The organism is Allobosea sp. P1_B10 (genome assembly GCF_056406735.1).
The window spans coordinates 1-23,568 of the sequence record NZ_JBFTZP010000006.1; the positions used below are offsets into that span (position 1 = coordinate 1).

Consider the following 23,568-nt stretch of genomic DNA (forward strand, 5'->3'; position numbering starts at 1 on the left):
CGACGCGATCCTGGCTTGGCAGATCGGGCTCTCGTCGAATGGCACTACATCGCGCCCGGCAAACCGACGCAGAACGGCTTCATCGAAAGCTTCAATGGTCGCCTGCGTGACAAACTGCTCAACGAGGCACTGTTCTCGTCACTGCCCCAGACCCGGACCGTCTTGGCCAACTGGCGCTCAGACTACAATACCGAACGCCCCTTCTCCCAACTGGGGTGGCAGACGCCGTCTGTCTTCGCCTCGACCTTCCCCCCACGCCGGGCTCTAGTGCAGCGCTATGGGAAAAGCACAGCGCCAGCGCCCGGCGCTTTCACCAGCCCAAACGAGCTCAACAACAGCCGGAAACAAACTGAGCGCTGGATAAAAATGGGGGCTACGTCAGAACGTCCAAAACGAGATGCTGTCACCCGTTGGTTCCGAACGGCTGCAAAAAATCTGAACCGAGGGCGTCCACAAAATCGTGGCTATTCATTATGATGTTTAGTCATCAATGCTTCAACAGAGGCTCGAAATTCCGAGAATGAAGGCTCGTCCCGAAACGCCGCTCGAGCTAACCGGTGCCGCGTTCGCCGGGAATCAACTTCGAGTTCATGTTGTGCGTAACCAGCAATGATCGTATCCGTTTGGCATTCGCTGCGTTCCCAGAGCATTTGACGGATCCGCTGTGCCTCGCGGATCGCGATCATATCGCGCTCGCCTTCGGCGGTCGTCGTGTGGCGATGTCTTCGCGTTTGCGCGAGGGTCTCGGGGTGGAAGCCAATGTTGCCCTGCGTTGCCAGTCGGGCATAAGCGAGCCAGTCGCCGCAGTAGCGGTACTTTGATAGACCCTCGCATGCCTCGATGAGAGCCGTACGTCGGATCAGCGCAGCCGAAACGTTGGGTATAGTATTTTTGATTGCCAGTGCCTGCCGAATTTCCTCCGAGCCGGCAACGCGATAAGATTTCTCCCAGCGCTCTTCATTCAGGCTGTCCGTATAGAACAAATGGTCATTCGCATAGCTCTCCCCACGAGTGCCGATTATTCCACTCTGGCAATAAGCCAACATCATCGAAGGATCGCGATCGAAGTAGGGAGCAAGCCGTTCGAGGAATCGTGTGTCAGCGAGGTCATCGCTTTCGGCAATCCAGACAAGCGCTCCGCTCGCAAGTGTGGCGCCGTCAATCCATGCTGAAAATGGACTTCCGCTATTAAGCTCGCGCGCTACGACCCGTACGGGCAACTGGGCCTGATCAGCGAATTCTCGGATCTGCTGCATGCTTTGGTCCTGCGACGCATCGTCTATGATGATGATCTCGGAGGGGGGCAGGCGCTGGGCGACGATCGAAGCGAGCCTCGCGTTGAGATAGGACGCATGCTGGAAGGACGGTACGATGACGCTGATTTTGAGATGGGGGTGCTTCTGTACTGAATGGACCCGACATATATCGGTGGCCCCAATCGGCGATACGCCTGGTCGTGGCATACACGTGATTGGGGTGTCAGCGAGTAACTTGTGAACTGGATGTCCGTCCCCGATATCAGTTGAAATGTTTATCCAGGGGTCAGCGGCGAAGCCTGCTCGTAGCAGCGCATTGAGCGTATCGACGGGCTCATCGCTAAGGTCCAAGATTGGAAACTTGGCCTTAGTCGCAGCCTCTGCTGCGGCCGAATCCATCGCGACGAGCCAGCAGTTTTTGCAGTTCGTGGAGTTCGCCAGCGCGCCGATCCGCTGGTCCAGGTCGGCGTTTTTTTCCCCGGCAATAATGATCAATCGTCGACCTGACGCGGCGGGTATAGGCGGCTTACGCCACGGCCAATCGTCGAAAAGTGCGGCACGTGCCCCGGGGGGCGGAAGATGTCGGTGGGTAAACGCATCCAGTCGGTGCCGTTGTTCTGCCTGATAGAGCATCAGAGCGCCAGCTGGATCGTATCCTGGAGCACGCTGGAGAAGAAGCCTGAGTTCTATTGCGCGATGCGGGGCGCGCCCTTGGCGCGCGCCCCGCATCAGGAAATGGCGCAGCGGTTCTGCACCCTCAGCGCGAACATCGAGGTTTTTTTCGAGATACCAGAATGCGTCGAAGCTCGCGCAGGGCGAACGTCCCTCCCGCCCGCCATTCGTGATGAAATGCAACAATGGATCGAAGCCAGCGTCCATAACGTCGGGGTTTTGACGCTTGTAGAATTCGACGTCGAACAGGGGAGAGGGCCTCAGGTGGGATCCCCCATGCCGGTACAAGGAGAGCGGGGAGCTGGGTCCCAATTTAGGATAGGGGTCAATCGCATCGTCGACTTTGAGATACGGAGAAGGTGCCAGATTCCAGCGTTCGGGTGCGAGCACATAGTCGACGAATGGATCGCGGTGGCGTGCGTGCTGACGAGTCTCGCGCCACCATTCTGGGTCGAACAGCGCGTGAGGCAGATGTCCTTGCGCGGCGCCGCGTGCAAAATAATGAATGATCGGATCCCAACCGGAGCTATCTGGGTAGGTCGCACGATACCAGGGGCTGTCAAAGGCGCCGCTTCGTCTCACGATTTGGGCAATTCGCACATAGCGTAAAGTCGTCAAGATCGTGCGAAATGCGCACGCGATCCGCCCGGTAACCTGTTTAAGAAGTGTCACTGTCTGGTTTATCATCTCAACCTAGTAGCCCACCCTGAATACAGCATCGTATCGGCCGAAAGGCTTGTCTCTCGATGTGGAGCCGTCAACAGGTTATCGGATGGCCCGGTGGTTGAAGCAAGCGCTCGCTAAGCGGTCCAGTCTCGAATAGTTTATTTCTATTCGGGATATAAAACAATCTGTAAGAGAGTTAAATATAAATTCAATTGAATTTGTGAATTAAAACATATAATGCGTGTCGTATTAGCCTGTTAATTCTGGATTAAAAGAATAATTACTCATAATAACTGAGTTTTGTACATCTCTATTGCTTCGTCGAGCTCGTCGTAAATTTGAATTTTCCCTTTCGTGAGCACCATGCCTGTATCGCAGTAGTCGCGGATAGTGCCAATCGAGTGAGAGACCATTAGCATGCCCGAAATCTCCCTGCGCTTGGCGAAGGCGTCGCGGCAGCGCAGTTGGAAGCGGCTGTCACCGACCGCCGTGATTTCATCTACGAGGTAGAAATCGAACTCGATCGCCATCGAAGCTGCGAATGCGAGGCGCGACATCATGCCTGACGAATAGGTTTTCACGGGCACATCGAGGTCTCGGCCTAGCTCCGAGAAATCATCGACGAAATCGACCACGCTGCGCGCATCGACGCCGTAGGCGCGCGCCAGGAATCGAATGTTTTCCCGCCCTGTCATCATCGGATGGAAGCCGCCTGCGAAGCCGAGCGGCCAAGAAGTTTGGACATAGCGATGGATGCGGCCCGAATTCGGTGCTTCGGTGCCGGCTATCAGCCGCAGGAAAGTCGATTTGCCGGCGCCGTTCTTGCCCAGCAAGCCATAGCTTCGCTTCGTGTCGAAGGCGATTGAGACCTTGTCGAGCACTACCTTTCGCTGCCAGTTGGCCTTGTAATATTTACTGACGCGATCGACGACGATCATGTGCGCTCCGATCAGCCAGCTAGCGCCTGGCGGCGGGATACGATCGAGGCGGCGACACCCCAGATGACCAAAAGCCCAAGCGCAATCAGGAACGGATGCAGGATGCGACGCGGTCCGGCAGGATCCTCAGGCAGCACTGGCCTGACAAAAGTCGCGAGATACATCTGCTGGCGCGCCGCTGCCGCACGGGCCTGCTCCAGTGAGGCGGCCGCAGAGGTGTATTGCCGTTCGAGGATCTGCCGCTCGAGTGTGAGTTGGTCGAAGCGTGTCATGACACTGGACAGGGCCTCGCGGCCATTGTCGCGGCGAAGTGTTAGTTCGTTCTGGAGCGCGTCGTTCTGCTCGCGGATTGCCGCCAGGCGCGTGCGCATGAGCTGCACTTGCGGCGCATCTTTCGAGACGACGCGCTGAATCGTCGCGATTTCCTGCTCGAGCTTGACTGCCTCGCCACGCAATTCCGTCATCAGCAGATTGATGCCCTGGGCGGTCAGTTGCGGATCGATGACGCCTTCGGAGACGCGCAACTGGTTCAGGCGTTCACGCGATGCCCGCAGTCTGTTCTCAATGTCGCGTAGTTCACGTTCGCTGTTGGCGACGAGGTCGTTTCGGGCTTGGGCGCCGAGCTTATTGACCAGCTGCTCGCTTGCTCGCACCAGCGCGTCTGTCAGCGCCTGCGCATCTGTAGGCGAGAAACCGCGTACCCGCGCGGTGATGATCCCCGAGGGCGACTCGATCGCGACAGAGACGTGCATTTGCCAGAATCTGACGAGGTCTTCGATCGGGGCGTCGGCGGACAGCCGCGATCCGATGTCTATTGCCTTGTCATTGTAGCGTTTGCGCAAGCCAATGTTGTCCTCGAGAGCCTCGACTGCGGCGCGACTGGTAATGAAGTTTGCGACGATCAGCGAGTCCTGCACCTGGTTGATCGATGGAATGCCGGCAAGGCTGGTCAGGGCATCGATGCCCGAGATCGCGCCGGTGCGAACGGCAAAGCGCGCTTCGGCTTCGTAGACATTGGAGGCAATGAGGCCGAAATAGACGGCAGCAATCAGGCTGGGCAGGGCGACCACCAGCAATGCGCTGAGCGTAAGCGGTCGCAACAGGCTGGTGAGCGAGAGAGTCTGGACGAGCGCGCGGACATCGGGCGCCCTGACCATCGAAGTCCGCCGGCGCGTGCGAGCACGCCGTGCTCGTCGTTGCAGCTCCAGCGCAAACCGGGCTGCCCGCTCGCGCATGGCGGCACGGCGCAGGGAGGCCGAGTTGTCGAGTTGGGCACTGTCCGTGCGAGGCGCTGCTTCAACGATGTCCATCAGATTCCCTGATTGTGGCGTTAGCAGAAAAGCAGAGCCCCTGCCAATCCGCACAGCCTTGCCATGTGCCAGGCAAAATCAGTAGAAGCTGGCTATCGTCCAAAGGCAGGAAGGCGCGTGATTTGGCGAAGGATCCAGAGACGAAAGGCGATGTGCTCCCGGTCCGCGCAAAGGTCGATGCATCAGGCTTATGACTGAGGGACTTACTCGTTTCCTGCGTACTCTCAACCGGTGTCTAGTGGCCTTCGCGGCTCCCAAGGGCACCTTTGTGTTTCTTGTTGACCTGATTGCCACGGCTCGCGAAACGGCATTGCGTTGCGAAAGATCTGCAGCCGACCTGCCATGGACGTTGCGTCTTGAGCGAGGCGCGATGTGGCGGCGCATCAAGCGCGGCTTGAGCGAAGCTCTCGTCGACCCTCCAGCGCCTCGCTATTCCGTGACGCTCAAACATGAGGCGAGGGCGCGCCGGCCCCGGCTGCTCCACATCATTCCGAATGTCTTCGTTGGCGGCTCGACGCAGCTTGTGGTCGACCTCCACCGCCATCTCGGTCATCTCTATGACATGCAGGTTCTAACGGCCGCCCTGCCTGCAGGCGGAGCCCATTCGGGCATGACAATCCAGCGGATTGGGCTCGACGAGCCATTCGATCGTTTCAAGCCCATGGTGGCGTCGCTCGCACCCGATCTCGTCCATGTGCACTATTGGGGCTCGACCGATGACGTCTGGTATCGGCCTGCTTTCGAGGCTGCGCTTGGTACCGGCGTGCCGGTGATCCAGAACGTCAACACCCCTGTGGTGCCTTATAGTGATGCGCGCATCGCTGCGACGGCCTTCGTCTCGAACTATGTGCGAGAGACATTTGCGCCCGGGCTGTCTCGCTCCGTCGTCATTTACCCTGGCATCGATCTCGAAGCCTTCTCCGCTCCGCGCCGGCTCGGCCCGGATGCCGACGACACTGCCTTGCTGGTGTACCGGCTTGATCGCGACAAGCTCGAGGCGGATGCGCTGGATGCGGCGATCTTCGCGGTCCAGCGCCGCCCTCGCACGCGAATAGTCATCGTGGGCGAAGGGCCGCTTCTCTCCGTATTTGCCAAGCGCGTCCGAAAGGCCGGGTGCCGGGCGAATTTCGATTTCCGAGGCTCGGTGCCCTATGCAGATTTGCCGGCTGTCTATGCTCAGGCAAATGTGTTCCTGGCACCGGTCGCACGCGAAAGCTTTGGTCAGGTGGTACCTTTCGCCATGGCGATGCGGCTGGGCGTAGTCGGCAACAAGGTCGGCGCGTTGTCGGAAATCCTGGAATCGTCCGCAACCCTCGGAGAAAATGCCGAGCAGACTGGAACACTCTTGGCTGACATGCTCGATGACGCCGACAGGCTTGCGAAGCAGGGTGCATCCAACCACGAGCGTGCGCATGCCTTCAGCCTCGATGCCATGATTGCAGACTATGAAAAGCTCTATGGCGACACGCTGGCGCAGCACGCCGAAAAACTGTCGGCATGACCATTCTCGTTACCGGGGCCACAGGCATAATCGAACAAAGCTCTTGCCGTGCGCTGCTGTCCAAGGGGTGTCACGGTCTCTTCCGCGAGACAGGGAGGGATCGGCGATCGACCGCCGGCGGGGCTCCGCGACTGAGCCTCAGCAAAGGATTGGGCAGGCTCCTTGCCGAGATTGAGGCCCAATAAAACAATGCGGATCGCTCTGTTCGTGCATTGCTACTATCCCGAACATTATTTCGGGACGGAAAGCTATACGCGGCTGCTCGCGCGGAATCTGCGCGAAATGGGCCATGAGCCGGTCGTGGTTACCGCGACTTTCGCCGGAGAGCCGCGACAGGCCGACCTGGTAGAGCGCTATCGCATCGACGACATCCCTGTCTTGCGCATCGACAAGAACCGGCTCCCGCATGCCAGCCTCGGAGACACCTATCTCCAGCGCAGCATGATTGAGATCCAGACCCAACTGCTGCGGGAGATTGAGCCCGATGTGGTCCACGTCACGCATCTCATCAATCACACGGCGTCGCTTCTGTCCGTCTGCGAGCGCCTCGCAATTCCGGCCTTCGCAACTTTTACCGATTTCTTCGGATTCTGCTTCAATAACAAGCTAGAGGCCGCCAATGGCGCACTTTGCAGTGGCCCCAATCAACAGCGCTCCAACTGCATCGCCTGCCTGTTGAAGGATAGCCCCGCACCGACACGCACCCGGCGCTGGCTTCAGGGGCCGCGCGCGCGCGGGTTGGTCTCTCGGGCGCTGGCGAGGCGGCCGGAACTCGCTGGGGCCGAGGCCGGCGGCATTGTCGACCTCCAGGCTCGGCCCAACCGGCTGCTGGATGCGTATCGCACCTATCGCGCTGCGATCGCACCCAGCGGCTTTTTGTGCGGAGCATACCGCTCGAACGGCTTTGAGAATCTTGTCTTGAGTCGCTTCGGCGTCGATATCGACCGATCGGCCAAGCCCGAGCGTGCGAGTGGGCCGGTTCGCCTCGGCTATATCGGCCAGCTCGCTCCTCACAAAGGCGTCCATTTGCTCATCGACGCGTTGCGGGCGGTAGGCAGCGCGAGCCTTGGCTTGGACATCTTCGGCTCTGAGGGGCAGGATCCGGCCTATGCGCGCGATCTTCGGCTGCGATCCGCCGATTTGCGCGTGGATTTCAAAGGCACGTTCGCCGCGGAGGAACTGGCTCGTGTCCTTGGTGCACTTGATGTGGTCGTGATTCCTTCGACATGGTACGAGAACAGTCCGTTGATCTTGCTGCAGGCGCTGGCCACGCGGACGCCCGTTGTGATCTCGGATGTTGCCGGGATGACCGAGTTTCTCCTGCCGGGAGAGAACGGATTTGCTTTTCGACGCGGAGATACCGCTTCGCTCGCGAGGGTACTCCAGCGCTTTGCCGACGAACCCGATCTGGCACGCAGGATGAGCCTGACGACTCGCTACGAGCGGACATCACGCGATATGGTGGCTGATGTCCTTGCGATGTACGCCCATCACGGCGTGGTCGTGAGGACACCATGAGCCTGAACGTTGCAAGCGCGCGCCTTCCCTACGTGTCTGTCGGCAACCGTGCCAATACACCTCAGCGATTTCCTATCCTGCGGCACGCCTCAGGCCGGATAAGCGTTGGCAAGATCGCTGGATTTCTGGCGCTGGTGATCATCGGCGTGCCGGTTCTTGTCGCTGCGGTCTACTTCGTGTTTCTGGCGTCGCCACGGTTCGTCTCGGAAAGCCACTTTGCAGTGCGCTCGTCCATCGCCGGGCCCGCCATGGACATCGACATAGGTGAGGGCAACTCCGGCGCCGGAAAAGCGTCAAGCGCGGTGTCTGGCCTCGGTGGACTCGGGGATCTCGGCGGTGGCATGTCTGGATCAAGTTCCAGTCGCCTGCAGGATCCGTTTGTCGTCAGCAGCTATCTAATGAGCCCCGAGATGACCCGCCGGCTCGACGATAAGGGCTGGTTGCGCAAGCGCTTTTCGCGGAGCGATGTCGATCGCTGGTCACGCCTGGCGAACGACGCCTCGCAGGAAGAACTCTTCGCCTATTGGCGGCGCCACGTCACGGCAGCCGTCGAGCGGCGTTCTAACACGATCCAGCTTCGCGTCAGGGCCTATTCGGCGCAGGATGCGCGGGATATCGGTTTGCGAGCTCTCGCCATCAGCGAGGAGATGCTGGGGGAACTGACCATGCGCCAGCGTGACGATACATTGGCATTGGCGCGTGCCGAACTTGTCGAGGCCGAGTCACGCTATGAGGCGACCGGACTGAAGATCCGCCAGATGCGCCGCGAGTCGCGCATTGTCGACCCCGCCAGCGAGGTCAAGGCCACTGGGACGACACTGATCCGCCTGCTGAGGGAGCGCATCCAGGCTCGCACTGAGATGGCAACGATCAAGAATCTGGGAGGCGGCAGGGCTCCCGGCCTTGCAGAGATCCAGGCGACCATTCTTGGGCTCGATGCACAGATTGTCGAAGCAAACAGCCGGCTGACGGGAAATGCAGGCGACCGGACCATCTTGAATTCTGTCGCTGATCTCGAAGCCCTGGAGCTCGAGCGCCGCTTTGCGGAAGGCATGCTCAATGTTGCGACGGGCGTCTTTGACCAGGCTCGGCGTGAAGCTGAGCACAAGGCATCGTTCCTTCTGGTTTATCTGGAGCCAGCCCTGCCGAGCGATGCGCGAGAGCCCGCGATACTGGTCTCGATAGCGTTCGTTGCAGCACTTGCTGCGATTGCCTGGCTGTTCATGCTCACTGCCGTATCGATCACTCTCGACCAACTCGACTGACGCCCATGCTTTTTAACATCGACGGTGATAGCGGATCGCGCATTGAGGGCTGGATCATGCCCGACAACCCCTCTGTCACGCCCCAGATCCTCGTCGTCATTTCCGGCGAGGCCATTGCCACGATCCAGGCGAACGTGCTTCGCCCCCTTCTACGCGAGCAGGGTCTCCACGACACCGGCGTTTGCGGTTTCATCGTCGATACCAAAAATTGCCCGACGCTCGCGGGGGGCGACGACCTGGAGATATTCGACGCGGACACGAATGTCCGAATCTACCGGCGTCGTCCGGAAACGGCCGACATCGACGCCAAGGTGTTTCGGCTAGAGGGCCAACTCCTACGCAATGCCGTTCTTAACGAGGCCATGGAGCCGCATTTCCACATGGCGTTCACCAGGCTCGATTCCGTGCCGGAGGAAACGGCCAAGTCGATCATTGGAATTCCCTTCTCCCCGTCAATCTACGTGACTGGCCGCGTTTACTACCGCGCGTTCGAGCCGCTGCTGCGGGATCGCGGTTTCCAAACCTGTATCTCTCTCCGCGATCCGCTCGAGGAATTGGCGGAGCAGTTGCTGCTGCTGCAATGGGCCGCGACACGTCCTAGATCGACCCTGAAGGGCGTGCTACACGAGGCCTACCTCGATATCGTGGAGTTGATGGAGCCCGATGTAACGTCCTCGTCAGGGCAGATGGAGGCTTGGCTGCTGGGCCTGCCTCCCCGTGCACGCGCAACCCTCACGGATCCGATGACACGGCTGTTGACCTGTCTGTCTTCCGAGGATCGCTTGGCCCCGCAAGCGCTTGCGGATGCGCTCGATACGCTGGCTGAATGCTCCGCAGTGGGCTTTAGGTCCGATATGAGAGGTTTTGTCGCTCATATCGAGGCTGCCCTGGATACCGAGATGCCGTCGCTACCGGGTTCAACGCCTTCCAAGCGTGTTGTCGATCTGGCTGGGAATCTGTCTCGACTTGAAGTTGTGGGACAGATTTTGTCGGTCGATAAGGAGCTTTACGACATCGCGAGAGAGTCTTTCGCGGCCACGCAATAGGTGTCGTCCTCAGCGCGTCCGCTCGCGGATCGTCTCGAAATAGAGCGCCGCGATCGCCCAGAGCGCCGCCAGGCTCAGGGTCAAGATAAAGGTCGTCCATAGCGGCAGCGGGTGGATCTTCATCTGGCCCAATGTGGGCGGCATGAACACGTCGACATAGACCTGCTGGCGGATTGCATCCTGGCGAGACTGTGCCAGCGCCATTTCCGCACGCGCGACCCGGCGTGTCACGAGCTCCCTGCGCGTTTGCAAGAGGTCGAACAACGAGGTTGCAGTGAGCAGATCGCTTGCCGCCGCCGCTCCGTTACGGGCCGTTGTCGTGGATGACAGCACGAGTTCGATCTGCGCATCGAGCGACCGGATACGCTCATCAGCCAGCGCGATCGTGGGGGCGTTCGCTCCCATGCGCGAGGCTGCTGCCGTCCGCGTCGCAACCAGCGTTGCGCGTTCGTCGCGCAGTGTCGAGGCCAGCGTGGTCAATGCCGTGGCAGTCGTCAGTGGATCGATCGTTTCTGCGTGGCCGCGGGCTGCCTCCAATGCCGCTAGCAACGTGCTCAACTCGGCGTGAGCGGCGTTGCTGTCGGCCAGCGCTTGCTCCAGCCGCTGGGTACGCATCTTTTCGGAAAAGTTGGCGATCAGCTTCTCGCTGAGAGCGACGACGTTCCTGTTCAGCTCTTGAGCGGTTTCGGGGCTGAAAGCGTGAACACGGACTGTGATAATGCCGGTCGTCGCATCGACATCGGCCCTCGTCATCGCTTGCCAATAGCGAACGAGACGGTCGGGCGAGGCGTCGCTTGAGAGCCCCCAGATGAAGTCGAGAGGCGACCCCGCGTAGAGGCTGCGCAAGTCATGATCGCGCGACAGGTCTTGGATGATCCGCTGGCTGCGAATGTAGTCGGCGACGACGTGCGCTTCTTGCGAGTTGTTGAGCGCAGACAGGGCTGCTGCCTGGCCGATCGATTCCAGTGCCAGCTTTTCCAGGCTGCCGCGCAGCACGAAACGTGTCTCCGAGACATACTGTGGCGCGGCAAGGAAGATCAGGTAGAGCAGGCAGGCCGCAGCTGGCACGAGGACCGTCAGTGCGAAGCTGATCGGACCCCACGGTGGGCGCGATCGTATCGAGGCGAACGGAAAACCGATCGATGCCGTGGGCGAATCGACATCGGTCGACGACGGGGCAGGGTCTATCGAGGGTGCACCCGGCTCGGTCGGTCGGCGCATGACCCCGCCGCTGCCGTTGGCGGCAAACGCCATCCCGTCGGCTTCGGTCGATGCGACCTTCGTCAGCGTTTCTGCGCGCGACACTTTCATTGGATCCACATCCGATCGGCGAGCCAAGGTTCGCCACGCCGATCCAAAATGGTCAGTTAAAGCCCTTTGCTGCGTTAGCTGCCTGCAAAGCTGGTGCGGTCAGCGTACCGATCATCGATAACAGCTTGTGGACATCAGTCGATGGCGAGTTGGCGACGTAGAGCACGTCCTTGTCGCGGATGTTGAACTGCCGTGCCATGAAGATGGATGAGGCCTGCTGCATGTCGAGTCGGTAAACCACCCGCACCCAGCCACTTGGCGGAAGCACTGCATCCGCGGGCGCGATCATGCGAGCCAGGTTCGCCTCTTCGAAGCGCAACAGGTAGACACCCCGCGGATCGGCGCGTTGGTCCAAAAGCCCGCCGGCCTTCGCCACGGCCTCTTCCAGCGTGATGCCAACGGCATCAAACGGGACGATCGTATTCTGCATCGTTGCGCCGAAAGCGGTGAAGGTCTGAGGGCGTCGGATCACCGTCAGTGTGTCTTGAGGACGAACGTAGACGTTCTCGGCCGGTCGGCTCAATAACGCCTGCATCGGCATCACGACTGTCTGCTGACCGCGGCTCAGGCCAATGAAGGTCTCATGGATAGGGGACCGAAGTCCGCCGGCGCTCGCGATGACATCCAGAACGCGATCCCCCCGCGGCGAGAGGGGCAAACGTGCGCCGGTGGTAACCTCGCCAAGTACCGTGGCTGCGTTGCTGACCGATTTTGAAACGCTGACGAGTGCCTGCGGCTGTATCGCGCTACCCGCAAGGCGCTCGACAATAAGAGCCTCGACTTCCGCGGTTGTCCGACCTCTCACCGAAATTCGCCCTGCATAGGGAATTGTGATCGAGAAATCCTGCCCAACCTGCTGCTCGGGCACGATCGTCGAGCGTGAGCCTGTGCTGACGCCATTCAGCATCGGCGCGGAGAACAGCCCTCCCGAACCAGCCTCCCACAAGGTGACGACGACCACATCGCCGATCCCCAGCGTGTATCGACCCGGTGGCCGATAGTCACCAAAACGCCGACCAAACGTGGGTTCACGACGGCTTGCGAGAGCAGTGACGACCTGCTCGTTGATATCAACGAGTGCAAATTGCCCATGCTCTGACTGCTGGGATGGTTTCGACTGCTCGTAAATATCGGAACGAAGCGGCCCGGCCGATGGCAGGGCCTCGCATCCGGACACCAGGCTCGCCAAGGCGAGGACATACACAGAACGCCAAGGCACGCTAATCAATCATCCATATCCACACGCAGCACGTTTATCACGCCGTGGCAGTGAAGAATCCGTTCGCAGCCGAATATCTGCTGCTTGTGTCGAATCCATCACATCATTGATAAACTAATAGGACCACTCCACGCCACTGCGCGAATAGAGATCCAGAACATGGTTGGCCATGGCGTCGGTATCATGCTCATAGTTTGCTGCGGTCGTTAGTCGATAGAGCAGCTTGGGCTCATCCGCGAGCATCTGAATCGCTTTCGCAAGGCTTTTAGGATCGCTTGGCGGCACGACGTACCCGTTGACCCCGTCGATCACGAATTCCGTCATGCCTGGCTGGTCTGAAACGATACAGGGGGTGTGGCAGGCGAGCGATTGGAGCAGCGTCAAAGGCGCATTCTCCGCCCAGATCGACGGCATGACCAGCACATCGAGCCCGCGAAGGGCGTCGTCCATCGCCTCCAGAGGCAGGCTTCCATGAAACGAGACGCTGCGACCCGCTGCGGCGCGGCGCAGTGCCGCCGCATAGGACGGATGGCGAGCCATGTCGCCCCAGATTCCAATCGACGCGCTGCCCGCCCGCAGGTGTCGGGCTGCCTCGACTAGCACGTGACAACCCTTATGCGCGCCGATCTGGCCGATAAATCCGACGCGCAACGGGCCTGCCTGCCGTTCTGGCTTGACGGCGCGATTGGCCTCGATGCCGAACGGGCTGACCTCGATGGGTATCGAAAAGCCGTTCCTGAGATAGGCGTCGCGCAGAAAGGCGGTCGGCGCGATGGCGCCACGTAGCCCGGACATCATGCTATGCAGATGGTCAGGACGGTCAAGGGTGGCCTGGATATCGCGTCTCGCGTGCTGTGGTAGCAGTGGAGCGATCCAGGGAAAGACGACGCTGCTGGTCGGTCGAGCGAACCACGACGAGAAATAGGCCAATGAAAGCGAGTTCGGCTGTTCGGCGGCTCTGTCGCTGAGCCCACAGCCGAGGCAGTTGCTACGCAGACGGTTTGGTCCGCGACAATCTCTGCCCCACGCGTTGAGCAAAGTCCCGCGGTGACAAAAGCCGTGAAAGTCCGTGAGCGTGGCGAAAACTGGCAGATCGAGCGATTGAGCGGCATTGTAGAGCGCAGTCGTCAGGCCGAGAAAATGGGCAACATGGACGACGTCTGGAGCGATGGCTGCGAGCGCCTCCCGCAGAGCGGGGAGGAGGCGGACGTCGTCGAAGCTGTCGCGGGCGTCACGGATGCTGGGACGCAACACGCGGTAGATCTCGATGTCGTCGATCCATTCCGGTGGCAGCAGAGTTGCTATTGCGGTGTCGGGGTCAAGCCGCGGCGCGATGATGACCGGACGATGTCCAAGACGCTGCAAGGCTTTCGCAAGCTGCCGGACATACACAGCCGTTCCAAAAAACTGCTCCGGGAAATAGCCATGCGTGCACAAGGCGATGGTCAATCGCTGCATTCGAGGCCCCGAATCAGAGGGCTCGGCTTATCGCGCCAACGGGTTATCTCCGCTCTCAGTTTCTCGGCAGCGCTGTGCGTTCTCGCGCGGTCTTCGACATAGGAGCGTATCGTGGAGACCCACTCGCGTATGCCGCCATCAATCAAGGTCGCGCTGCCGTCTAACCCGCGATAAGCCGCCATTCGCGGGAATATCGCCGCTGCGCCCATGCGGACCGCGTCGATCGCTTTGGTCGACGAGCGTGCCTGATTCAGCGGAGTGTCCAGCATTGGAGCGACCAGAAGATCGGCGCCAAGTTGCTTGGAACGACGCTTGTAGGCCGGCCAGTCGACTTCAGCGTGAAACCGGACACCAGGCACCCGATCCCAAGCGCGCTTCGATTGCGCGGGGCCCATGACATCGATCTCAACTCGCCCCTGCATTTGCGCAAAAATCCGTGCGGCGAACGCATGGTCGGCGAGATGGCTCAATTGAGCGTGGAAGGCGATCCGAAAAGGTTCAGCAGAGGCCCTAGGACGAGGCGTGATGTCGTCTTCTGCCGGCACGGGGCCCAGTACCCTCGCTTTCGAGCGGCTATAGCGCTGCTGTAAGGCGACCGTCGAAACGATGATGTCTGTAAGCGCTGGACGCGCATTTCGGAGCGGCAGAATTGTCCGGCGAGCCACATCTAGTCGATAGAGCAGAGGAATGGAGCTATCGCCGATGAAGGCGACCAGATCGTCGTCGAAGAAGAGGCCGATCCCCGCCAGATCCCGTGCTTCCGCAATATGCCGAGCCCAGCGCCCTGTGAGGTAGCGGCAGATAAGGACATAGTCGCCGGGCCGTGGCTCGAAGGTGCCTGGCGTCTGTGAGCGGATGTCGATGAGCTGTGTTTCGATCCCGCCAAGGCGCGGCGCGATATAGTAGTCGAATGTTGGGTTTTGTCCTGAAAGCAGGACAACCATCCGCTTGGCGGCCTTAACGCGCAGCGCGTTCGGGCATATTTCGTCATACCTAAACCTGAGAAGATCCGATAACAGGCTGGGCACGAGACTTTCCGGATTAACAATGCTGCGCAAGGCATCCTGCGCGCTTGTACAGCCTCCACGTCTTAGTGGACTGATCGAGGGGGGTCCAGAAGATCAAGGCGGCGCATCCGCCGTGACGGGAGATGTCCATGCACGAAGGCAAGCCGGGGTTGGCGATCATATCCGGCGGGTCAAGTGGAATCGGCAAGGCCTGCGCCGCCAGACTGGTCGACCTCGGGCACCCGGTGGCCCTCTTGGCGCGGGACGAGGAACGTCTCGCCGCGGCGAAGGCCGAACTGATGGCTAGGCGGCCGGATGCGTTGGTCGTCACGGTGTCTGCCGATGTCGGAGATTGGCCAGCGTGCCGGCGGGCAGTCCAGGATCTCGTGGCAGCCCATGGTGCTCCGGAGTGGCTGATCGCCAGCGCGGGCATGGCAGAGCCAGGCTTGTTTCTGGACCAACCGGTCGAACAGCACGTTGCGCATATGCAGTGCAACTATCTCGGCACCCTTCACCTCGTGAAAGCGGCCGCCCCCAGCATGGTCGAAGCGCGACGGGGCCGCATCGTGCTGATCTCGTCAGGGGCCGCTTTCCTGGGAATATACGGCTACTCGGCCTACGCGCCATCAAAGTTCGCAGTCCGTGCACTGGCTGAAATTCTGCGTTTGGAGTTGGCCAGTGCCGGAGTCACGGTGACTTTGGCCTGCCCGCCCGACACGCAGACCCCTCAGTTGATGTCCGAGCGTCTGACCAAGCCGCGGATTACGAGCCTCATCACGGAAGGAGCGGGCATCTGGGCCGCCGACACGGTGGGCACGGCGATCATCGATGGTGCGGCAAAAGGACGTTTCATGGTGGGCCCAGGTTTTGCTATCGCAGCTTTAGCGCGCTTTCATAGCATTTTCGCGCCAATATTCCACTTGCAACAGGCTCGCCTGCTGAGGCATGAAATGAGAACAAAACGGTCCTGACGTCAAAAAATGTGGCGGCCGCCCGTCCAATTGCGTAGGCAGGCAGGACGTGTGGGCGTCAAATGCGATGCTGATTTTAGACGCTGCTGCTGAGATGATTGAAGGCTGCTTTTTTTAATATGACTTCTGCAATTATAGGCTTGGCTTCGCGTCTTCCCGGCGCGCGAGATTTGAGTGAGCTTTGGGATGTTCTGATTGCCGGAGCTTGCACCGTCAGCGATGGTCCGAAGGGGCGTTGGCTGGTCGAGCGCTTTTTCCATCCCAATCCAGCAGCTCTCGGTTTCAGTTACAGCTTCGCCGGCGGCTATCTTGACGACCCCCTCGGTTTCGATCCGCTGGCCTTCGGAATTTCGCCACGTGAAGCTGCCCAGATCGACCCTCAGCAGCGACTGCTGTTGGAACTGGTCTGGGAGGCGCTCGAGGATGCCGGGATTCCGCCCTCGACAATCGCGGGGGATCGGGTCGGCGTGTATGTCGGCGCGTCCAATGTCGACTATCAGGGCGCGGCTTCTGTCGACCAGTCGGTCATGGAAAGCCACTTCATCACCGGCATCTCGCTGGCGATCGCATCCAATCGTATCTCGTACACCTTTGACCTCAAGGGGCCGAGTCTGACGGTCGATACCGCATGTTCGTCGTCGATCGTGGCTTTGGACGCGGCGGTTCGCGCAATCGAGGCTGGCGAGATCGACACGGCGATCGTCGCGGGTGTGAACATGCTCCTGTCCCCGATACCGTTCATCGGGTTCTCGCGCGCGCGCATGCTCTCGCCGACCGGCCGAAGCCGTCCGTTCTCCGCCAAGGCCGACGGCTATGTACGGTCCGAAGGCGGGGCGGCCATGGTGGTTCGGCGCCTCGATGTCGCTCGGCGCTCGGCCGACACAATCCGCTCGGTCATTCTCGGCACTGGCGTCAACTCGGACGGCCGTACGGTAGGCGTTTCGCTGCCCTCGGTCGATGGTCAGGCGTCGCTCCTCGCAGAGGTGTATGAGCGCTCGGAAGTTGCGCCATCCTCGCTGGCATTCCTCGAGGCCCATGGCACGGGCACCCCGGTGGGAGACCCGATCGAGGCACGCGCGATAGGCGAATCTCTCGGCCAGAAGCGGGATGCTGCGCTGACGATAGGCTCCGTCAAATCGAACATTGGCCATCTGGAATCCGCTTCCGGCGCGGCGGCCATCGCCAAGGTCGTCCTGTCGCTCGAGAAGGGCATATACCCGCGCACTCTCCATCTGGAAGAGACTAATCCCAACGTCCATTTCGAGGAGCTGAATCTCCTTCCGGCGACCGAAGACCTGGCATTCGGCGCCGATCTTGCTGGAAGCGCAACGGCCGGCATCTGCAACTATGGCTTCGGCGGCACCAACGCCCATGTGATCCTGCGCTCCGCCACCACGCAGGAGCGCGCGACGTCCGAGCACGGTGAGACGCAGCCGGCCCGCCTCCTGATGCTAAGCGCGCACACGCGCGAGGCGCTCTCGGCACTGGCATCGACTTATAGCGAGCGCCTGCAGGATGAGGCCATCGATCTCGATACGCTCGCCCGTGCGAGCGCCCGACAGCGCGACGGGCTCAAGCATCGGCTCGCGCTGCCGCTATCGTCCCGGGACAATGCCCTCGCCGAACTTCATCGCATTGCCTCGGGGGAAGAGACGCGCGATGTCGCCGTGGCTGCGGTGGCAGGTACGAGCCGCGTTGCCCTGGTATTCCCGGGTAACGGCGCGCAATGGGCCGGCATGGGCGTCGCAGCGTATCGGCACAACGCTGAATTCGCGCAGGAGCTTCGCGCGATCGACACGATCTTTCAGGCCGAGGCAGGGTGGTCGCTAATCCAAGCGCTGCATGCGGAAGATATCAGGGAGCGCCTTGCCGCGACCAGCGTCGCGCAGCCCCTTATCTATGCCATTCAGTCGGCGCTCGCTGGTGTACTCGTTCGGCATGGCCTCAAGCCGAATTTCGTACTCGGGCATAGCGTGGGTGAAATCGCCGCGGCGGAGGCCAGCGGCGCCTTGACACGGGAAGCCGCCGTCAGGCTCGTCAGGGAGCGAAGCCAGCATCAGGAAAAGGTGCGCGGCGCCGGCGGCATGATGGCCATCGCGACCGACGAAGCCTCTGCGCGCGACCTGGTTGCCAGCGTCGGCGGCGGCCTTGAGATTGCCGCGCTGAACGCTCCCAGCTCATTTACGGTAGTCGGCAGCGACGCCGATCTGAAGTCGCTCACGTCCGAGGCGCGCAAGCAGCGGATCGCGACGATCAGGCTCGGGATCGACTACCCATTCCATTCGGCGCTGCTCGACGATATCCGCGAAACCCTGCTGGACGGGGTCCGCGGTATCCGTGCTGGCACAACGAGCGTGCCATTCATCTCGTCCGTCACCGGGGCAGTCGTCGAGGGCCAGGCGCTCGATGCGGAGTACTGGTGGCGAAACATTCGCAATCCCGTGCAGTTCCAGGCTGCGGTCGAATGCGCAGCCGAAGCCGGCGCAACGCTCTTCATCGAGTTGTCGCCCCGGCCGATCCTTGTCGCCGCGGTCACGGAGATCTGCCGCGCGAGCGGGGCGCAAGCAGTTGCGATAGGCAGCCTGACCGAGCGCAGTGCCGACCCAGAGCGCGACCCGGTTCTGGCGCTTCTGGCGATGTTGGTTGCCCGGGGCGTTCTCGCGCCCTCTGACGAACTGATCGGAACCGCGCCGACCGTGCGAGTGCCGTTGCCGCACTACCCCTGGCAGAAGCAGCTCTGCATCTTGCCGAAAACCACAGAGGGCATCGAGGCCTATGGCCGCATCGACGGCGGTCAGCGCCACCCTCTGATCGGAACCCGCCTTGCGCAAGGGTCGCCGGAATGGCGAATGCTCCTGGATGCAGAGACCGTGCCCTATCTGGCGGACCATCAGGTCGGCGGCGAGGTCGTTGTGCCCGGTGCTGCCCTGGTCGAGATGGCGCTGGCTGTTGGCCGTGAGCTCTACGGCGATGTCCCGCTCGAGCTGACCGACATCGACATTCTGCGCCCCCTGATCCTTCCTGCGCAGGGCATGCGCGAGATCTCGGTTCGTCACGAACGCTCGCTCTCGCGCGTCGAAGTCTGGAGCAGGCCGCGTTTTGGCAACGAATGGACATTCAATGCAGGCGGCCGGGTAAACCAGCTTCAGGGGCATGCCCATGCGGCCGCTGCCGGCCCTGACAATCATGCCAGCACGATCCACGGTCACGCCGAGGTCTACAAGGCGTCGGCGCGAGCGGGCCTGCAATATGGCCCTTCGTTCCAGCGGGTCGAGAGGCTGCGGCGCGATGGCCAGTGGCTCGATGCGGTGCTCTCCGCTGGCCACATGAAACTGGGCGTTTTCGCTGACACGCAAGTTCTCGATCCGACTGCGCTCGATGCCGCCTTCCACGGCTTGTTTGTTGGGCTGGAGCATAAGCCCGGCGAAACGCGCGCCTTTCTGCCTGTTCGCATCAGGCGATTGCGGTGCTGGCGCGCCGGCGTGCCGATCGCGCGTGCCCTGATTCAGATCAACAAGGAATCGGCACGGTCGATGACCTTGCAGGGTTGGCTGCTCGACCAGGATGACGCTGTTGTCGCGGAATTCGAAGGGGTCTACCTCCGAGCCGCTGTTCTTGCCCGCGTTGACGATGCCAGCCGCATATTCGACACGTGGTTTGAGATGGTATCGGCTGATCAGCCGACCTCTTTGCCGGCTTGGGAGGCGCCTGAAGTCGATGGAGATCCGTCGCCGTCCTGGCTGCTGACGCGTGCGATCGCTATCGCATCCGCCCATGAAGCCGTTCTCGCCTTGGCGATTGGCGGGCGCATCGAGGTCGATGCGTGCGTCAGCCAAGGCCTCGTCCATCCTTCGACCGCGCCGTTGCTTGGCGTCGCCTTGCGTCTCCTGGAGGCGGCCCAACTGGCCTCGGAAGACAAGGGCATCTGGAAGATCGCCGACGCTGACGATTTCCCTGCGCCAGCGCGTCTGATTTCCGCACTGGCCGAACGCTTCCCCGAAGCCCAGGCCGAACTCGTCACCGCCAACGCCGTGTCGACGCTACTCGGCGAGCAACTGCGCACGGGCGAGGCGCGCCTTGCGCCGGAGGTGCAGCGTCAGTTCTGGTCGGGCGCCTCGATCCTCCACGAGTGCTCCGACGCAATTTTGGATCTGGTCGGGTCGATCGCTGCGGCCAGCTTCCCGCGTCCACCCCGGATTGCGATCATCGAGCCAAGCGCACAGATCGTACACGATACGCTGCGGCCGCTGGCGCAGCAGGGGCGCATCAACCTCGTCGCCGTTACCGAGGGCAAAAGCGGGTCGTCAGCGCCTTGGCTGCGAAGCCTCGATCTAGCCGACAACGAGGCGTCGTCGCCCACGGCCTTCGCAGCATTCGACGGTGTCGTGGGCCTTCTGAACGGAGCCTTGCCGCGCCCCGCTGCCCTTGCTCGGCTCGCATCCATGCTGGGTGGAACCTGCTCGGCCCTGATCGGCACGCTGCCGCATGACGATGCGCTCGATCTCATGCTCGGGCTCGGGGAGGACTGGCTCCAGACGCAACCGGATCATTGGTTTGCGACAGGAGCGGTCCCGAGCGCCGACATGGTGGCGTCGGCAATCCGGAACCTTGGGCTCGGCGAGTCCCAACTGGTTCCCGGCTCCTCCGGCGGTACAATTCTGACGGCAAACCGCGCCATTCCTGCTGAGCGCGATCAGGCTCAGCGTCGCTTTGCTATGGCCGAACCTTCGATGCAGGACGACCAGAGCCTTGCAGCGACGCTATTGGAGTTGTCCGGGGCGGGATCGGATCTGGAACTTGAACTGCCGCTTGCATCCGATCGCGACAGCATCGCAGGCCAGGCGCGCGCGTCGCGTATCGTAGAACGACTGCGAGAACTCTCGCGCGCCGACGTGCCGACGGCAATCTGGGTGGTGACACGTGATGCGTTCGCGCGGAACGGGCGTGCCGAACCGCAATCGGACGCCATCTGGAGTTTCGTTCGCGTTGCGATGAACGAATTCCCCGCCATCGACATTCGACTGGTGGACATCGCCTCGTCGCTGCCCGCCGCTGCTGCCGCCCAGAGCCTGCTCAAGGTCGTCGCCGAGGCTGGTGAAGAGCGCGAATTGCTCATTTCGGACGAGGGCATCTTCGTGCCGCGCGTCCAACGTAGCGTGATGGCTCCAACGGGCGAGAACTCGGATCGGCGCCGGCAGTTGAGAGCCGAGCATGGCGCCGGCTTCGAGCAATTCGCGTGGCATTGGGCCGACAGGCGTGCCCCGGGCGGGGATGAAGTCGAGATCACGGTCGATGCGACCGGCCTGAATTTCCGCGACGTCATGGTCGGCATGGGGCTCCTCGACGAGGGCCTGTTGGCTGGCGGAATGAGTGCGGCTGCGCTTGGGTTCGAATGTGCTGGAACGGTCGTCCGTGTCGGCCCCCAGGTCGAGCACCTTGCTGTCGGCGACAAGGTCATGGGCTTTGCGGCCGAGGCCTTTGCGTCGCACGTCACCTCGGCTGCAGCGAGCTTCTCCAAGGTTCCCGCCGGGCTCTCGGCCGAGGCAGCGGCGACCATCCCTGTCGCGTTCTCCACGGCCTGGTTTGCGCTGATGGAAGTGGCCCGGTTGCGCGCCGGCGAGACGGTTCTGATCCATGGCGCGGTCGGTGGCGTTGGACAGGCTGCGATGCAGATCGCAAAGCTCGTCGGAGCGAAGATCATCGCGACCGCCGGAAACCCCGAACGCCGCAAGCTCGCGCTCGCCTTGGGCGCGGACGCCGTCTACGAATCGCGGAGTCTCGATTTCGCCGAACGCATCCTGTCCGAACATGGCGGCGTCGACGTCGTCTTGAATTCGCTCGCCGGCGAAGCGATGAAGGCATCGTTCCGGCTCCTGCGGCCGTTCGGACGCTTTATCGAGCTTGGAAAGCGCGACTTCCTCGACAATACCGCCCTTGAGCTCAGGCCCTTCGTTCGCAACCTCAGCTATTTTGGCGTCGATCTCGACGAACTGCTCGCTCACGACGCCTCGCTGACGCGTCGCATTCTCGATGAACTGACGCGCCGGTTTGAGAGCGGCGATCTGAAGCCCGTGCCGTACCGTCTCTTCGCTGGCGAGGATGTGTCCGATGCGATGCGGCTGATGCAACGTTCCGGGCATGTCGGCAAGATCGTCGTGCGGCCTGCGCTGCAGGCGGTGGAGGATCGCATCGTCCCTTCGTTCAAGCCGAAGCCCGGGCCCTTCGTGGTGCTGGGCGGGGCAGGCGGGTTCGGTCTGGAAACTGCGATATGGCTGGCTGATCGCGGCGCCTCGCAAGTCGTCGTAGCCTCGCGCCGAGGCCATTTCGATGCAAGCGCAAGTGATCGGCTGGGAGCCTATGCCGGGCGGATCAGCGTCGATCGTGCCGACGCCACCGACCCCGCATCCGTCACCGCCTTCCTGGCGCGCGTTCGAGAAAAGCACGGGCCGCTCTCCGGTGTGATCCACACGGCCATGGTGCTGGAGGACGGTCTGCTCGATGGGTTGACCGATGAATCGCTGGCGCGGGTGGTCCTGCCCAAGGCGGTCGGCGTGACCGTGCTTGACGAGGCGACGCGGTCCGATCCGCTGCAGTGCTTCGTCGCATTTTCGTCCGCAACGACGTTGATCGGCAGTCCCGGCCAGGGTGCCTATGTGTTGGCAAACGCCTATCTTGAAGGGCTGATGCGCCAACGCCGTCTCGCAGGCGTCCCGGCATTGGCTGTCGGCTGGGGGGCGATTGCCGATGCCGGCGTCATTGCCCGCGATAGCAAGCTCGGCGAACGGCTCGCTCGCACCACCGGCGTGTCCGGTGTTCCGGTGCGAGACGCGTTGAGACATCTTGGGCAGCTTCTGGCCCGAGGAAATGAGGTTGATCCGGTTCAGATCTACTCTTCGATGGGCAATAGCGCGGTCGCGCATAGCCTGGCCGTGCTGAAATCCCCTGCGTTTGTCGCGCTCAGTGGCAGTGCCGGCGATCAGAGCGATGGCAACGCGGTTGATCTGCAGGAGCAGATTGTTGGTAAAACGGCGGCAGAAGCACTGGAGATCGTGCTTGCCGTCGCCAAGAGCGAGATTGGCCGGATCCTACGGATCGACGCTGACGCCATCGATCCGCGTCGGCCCCTGTCTGAGATCGGAATGGACTCGCTGATGGCGCTGGAACTGCGCCTGGGCGTCGAGAAGCGCATCGGCGTGGAATTGCCGCTGATGTCTCTGGGCGATCGATCCGCGTCTCATGTCGCGGAGAAGATCCTCGAAGGCTTGCTCGGCACTGGCGAGGTGGATAGCGAGGCGGTTCAAGTCGCCGACGCCATGGCGCTTGCCCATGGCGCCGACGGCACGGAAATTGCCCGGTCGGTGATGCAGATCATCGAGCTGCCGAAAGTCAAGGTTGGGGTGCTATGAGGGCCAAGAGCAAGTCAGCGCTGT

Annotated in this window: 13 protein-coding genes and 1 pseudogene; 7 read left to right on the top strand and 7 right to left on the bottom strand. The window is 61.6% G+C overall.

All coding sequences use genetic code 11. From position 1 onward, the window contains the following. Positions 1-246, top strand: a pseudogene (locus AC1D2L_RS14520) (integrase core domain-containing protein); the annotation flags it as partial. A 218-nt stretch (positions 247-464) separates the two neighbouring features. Here the strand turns inward: AC1D2L_RS14520 and AC1D2L_RS14525 are convergent. The 3 genes from AC1D2L_RS14525 to AC1D2L_RS14535 form a co-directional block, all read right to left on the bottom strand. After that, entirely contained in the window at positions 465-2,600 is a 2,136-nt protein-coding gene (locus AC1D2L_RS14525; protein ID WP_476846594.1) for a glycosyltransferase family 2 protein, read from the bottom strand. A gap of 278 nt (positions 2,601-2,878) precedes the next feature. Then, complete coding sequence (locus AC1D2L_RS14530; protein WP_476846595.1) at positions 2,879-3,532, bottom strand: ABC transporter ATP-binding protein; 654 nt, start codon at positions 3,530-3,532, stop codon at positions 2,879-2,881. Positions 3,533-3,543: 11 nt separating this feature from the next. After that, the gene (locus tag AC1D2L_RS14535) at positions 3,544-4,689 is read right to left on the bottom strand and encodes a KpsE/RkpR family capsule polysaccharide export protein (RefSeq protein WP_476846596.1); all 1,146 of its coding nucleotides are present in this window, start codon (positions 4,687-4,689) and stop codon (positions 3,544-3,546) included. 343 nt (positions 4,690-5,032) lie between these two features. Here AC1D2L_RS14535 and AC1D2L_RS14540 point away from each other — a divergent pair, with 343 nt between their 5' ends. The 4 genes from AC1D2L_RS14540 to AC1D2L_RS14555 all read left to right on the top strand — a co-directional run bounded on the left by AC1D2L_RS14540 (position 5,033) and on the right by AC1D2L_RS14555 (position 10,172). Beyond that, complete coding sequence (locus AC1D2L_RS14540) at positions 5,033-6,343, top strand: glycosyltransferase family 4 protein (protein ID WP_476846597.1); 1,311 nt, start codon at positions 5,033-5,035, stop codon at positions 6,341-6,343. 189 nt (positions 6,344-6,532) lie between these two features. Continuing rightward, the gene (locus AC1D2L_RS14545) at positions 6,533-7,861 is read left to right on the top strand and encodes a glycosyltransferase family 4 protein (protein ID WP_476846598.1); all 1,329 of its coding nucleotides are present in this window, start codon (positions 6,533-6,535) and stop codon (positions 7,859-7,861) included. Then, positions 7,858-9,126 carry a KpsE/RkpR family capsule polysaccharide export protein gene (locus AC1D2L_RS14550; RefSeq protein WP_476846599.1) on the top strand — a complete coding sequence of 423 codons (1,269 nt, stop codon included), beginning with the start codon at positions 7,858-7,860 and terminating at the stop codon, positions 9,124-9,126. Before AC1D2L_RS14545 ends, AC1D2L_RS14550 begins: the two co-directional genes overlap by 4 nt. A 5-nt stretch (positions 9,127-9,131) precedes the next feature. After that, positions 9,132-10,172, top strand: coding sequence for a hypothetical protein (locus AC1D2L_RS14555; RefSeq protein WP_476846600.1), 1,041 nt, complete (start codon positions 9,132-9,134; stop codon positions 10,170-10,172). Positions 10,173-10,181: 9 nt separating this feature from the next. On the opposite strand, the gene AC1D2L_RS14560 is transcribed toward AC1D2L_RS14555, so the two are convergent. The 4 genes from AC1D2L_RS14560 to AC1D2L_RS14575 all read right to left on the bottom strand — a co-directional run bounded on the left by AC1D2L_RS14560 (position 10,182) and on the right by AC1D2L_RS14575 (position 15,188). Continuing rightward, positions 10,182-11,483, bottom strand: coding sequence for a KpsE/RkpR family capsule polysaccharide export protein (locus tag AC1D2L_RS14560; RefSeq protein ID WP_476846601.1), 1,302 nt, complete (start codon positions 11,481-11,483; stop codon positions 10,182-10,184). A 52-nt stretch (positions 11,484-11,535) separates the two neighbouring features. After that, positions 11,536-12,702 carry a polysaccharide biosynthesis/export family protein gene (locus AC1D2L_RS14565; RefSeq protein WP_476846778.1) on the bottom strand — a complete coding sequence of 389 codons (1,167 nt, stop codon included), beginning with the start codon at positions 12,700-12,702 and terminating at the stop codon, positions 11,536-11,538. A gap of 114 nt (positions 12,703-12,816) precedes the next feature. Beyond that, positions 12,817-14,160, bottom strand: coding sequence for a glycosyltransferase (locus AC1D2L_RS14570; protein ID WP_476846602.1), 1,344 nt, complete (start codon positions 14,158-14,160; stop codon positions 12,817-12,819). Continuing rightward, positions 14,148-15,188 carry a hypothetical protein gene (locus AC1D2L_RS14575; protein ID WP_476846603.1) on the bottom strand — a complete coding sequence of 347 codons (1,041 nt, stop codon included), beginning with the start codon at positions 15,186-15,188 and terminating at the stop codon, positions 14,148-14,150. Before AC1D2L_RS14575 ends, AC1D2L_RS14570 begins: the two co-directional genes overlap by 13 nt. Before the next feature lie 128 nt (positions 15,189-15,316). Between AC1D2L_RS14575 and AC1D2L_RS14580 the strand changes: the two genes are divergently transcribed. Next, positions 15,317-16,138 carry an SDR family oxidoreductase gene (locus AC1D2L_RS14580; protein ID WP_476846604.1) on the top strand — a complete coding sequence of 274 codons (822 nt, stop codon included), beginning with the start codon at positions 15,317-15,319 and terminating at the stop codon, positions 16,136-16,138. Between the two features lie 119 nt (positions 16,139-16,257). Further along, the gene (locus AC1D2L_RS14585) at positions 16,258-23,544 is read left to right on the top strand and encodes a type I polyketide synthase (protein WP_476846605.1); all 7,287 of its coding nucleotides are present in this window, start codon (positions 16,258-16,260) and stop codon (positions 23,542-23,544) included. Positions 23,545-23,568: the final 24 nt, after the last annotated feature.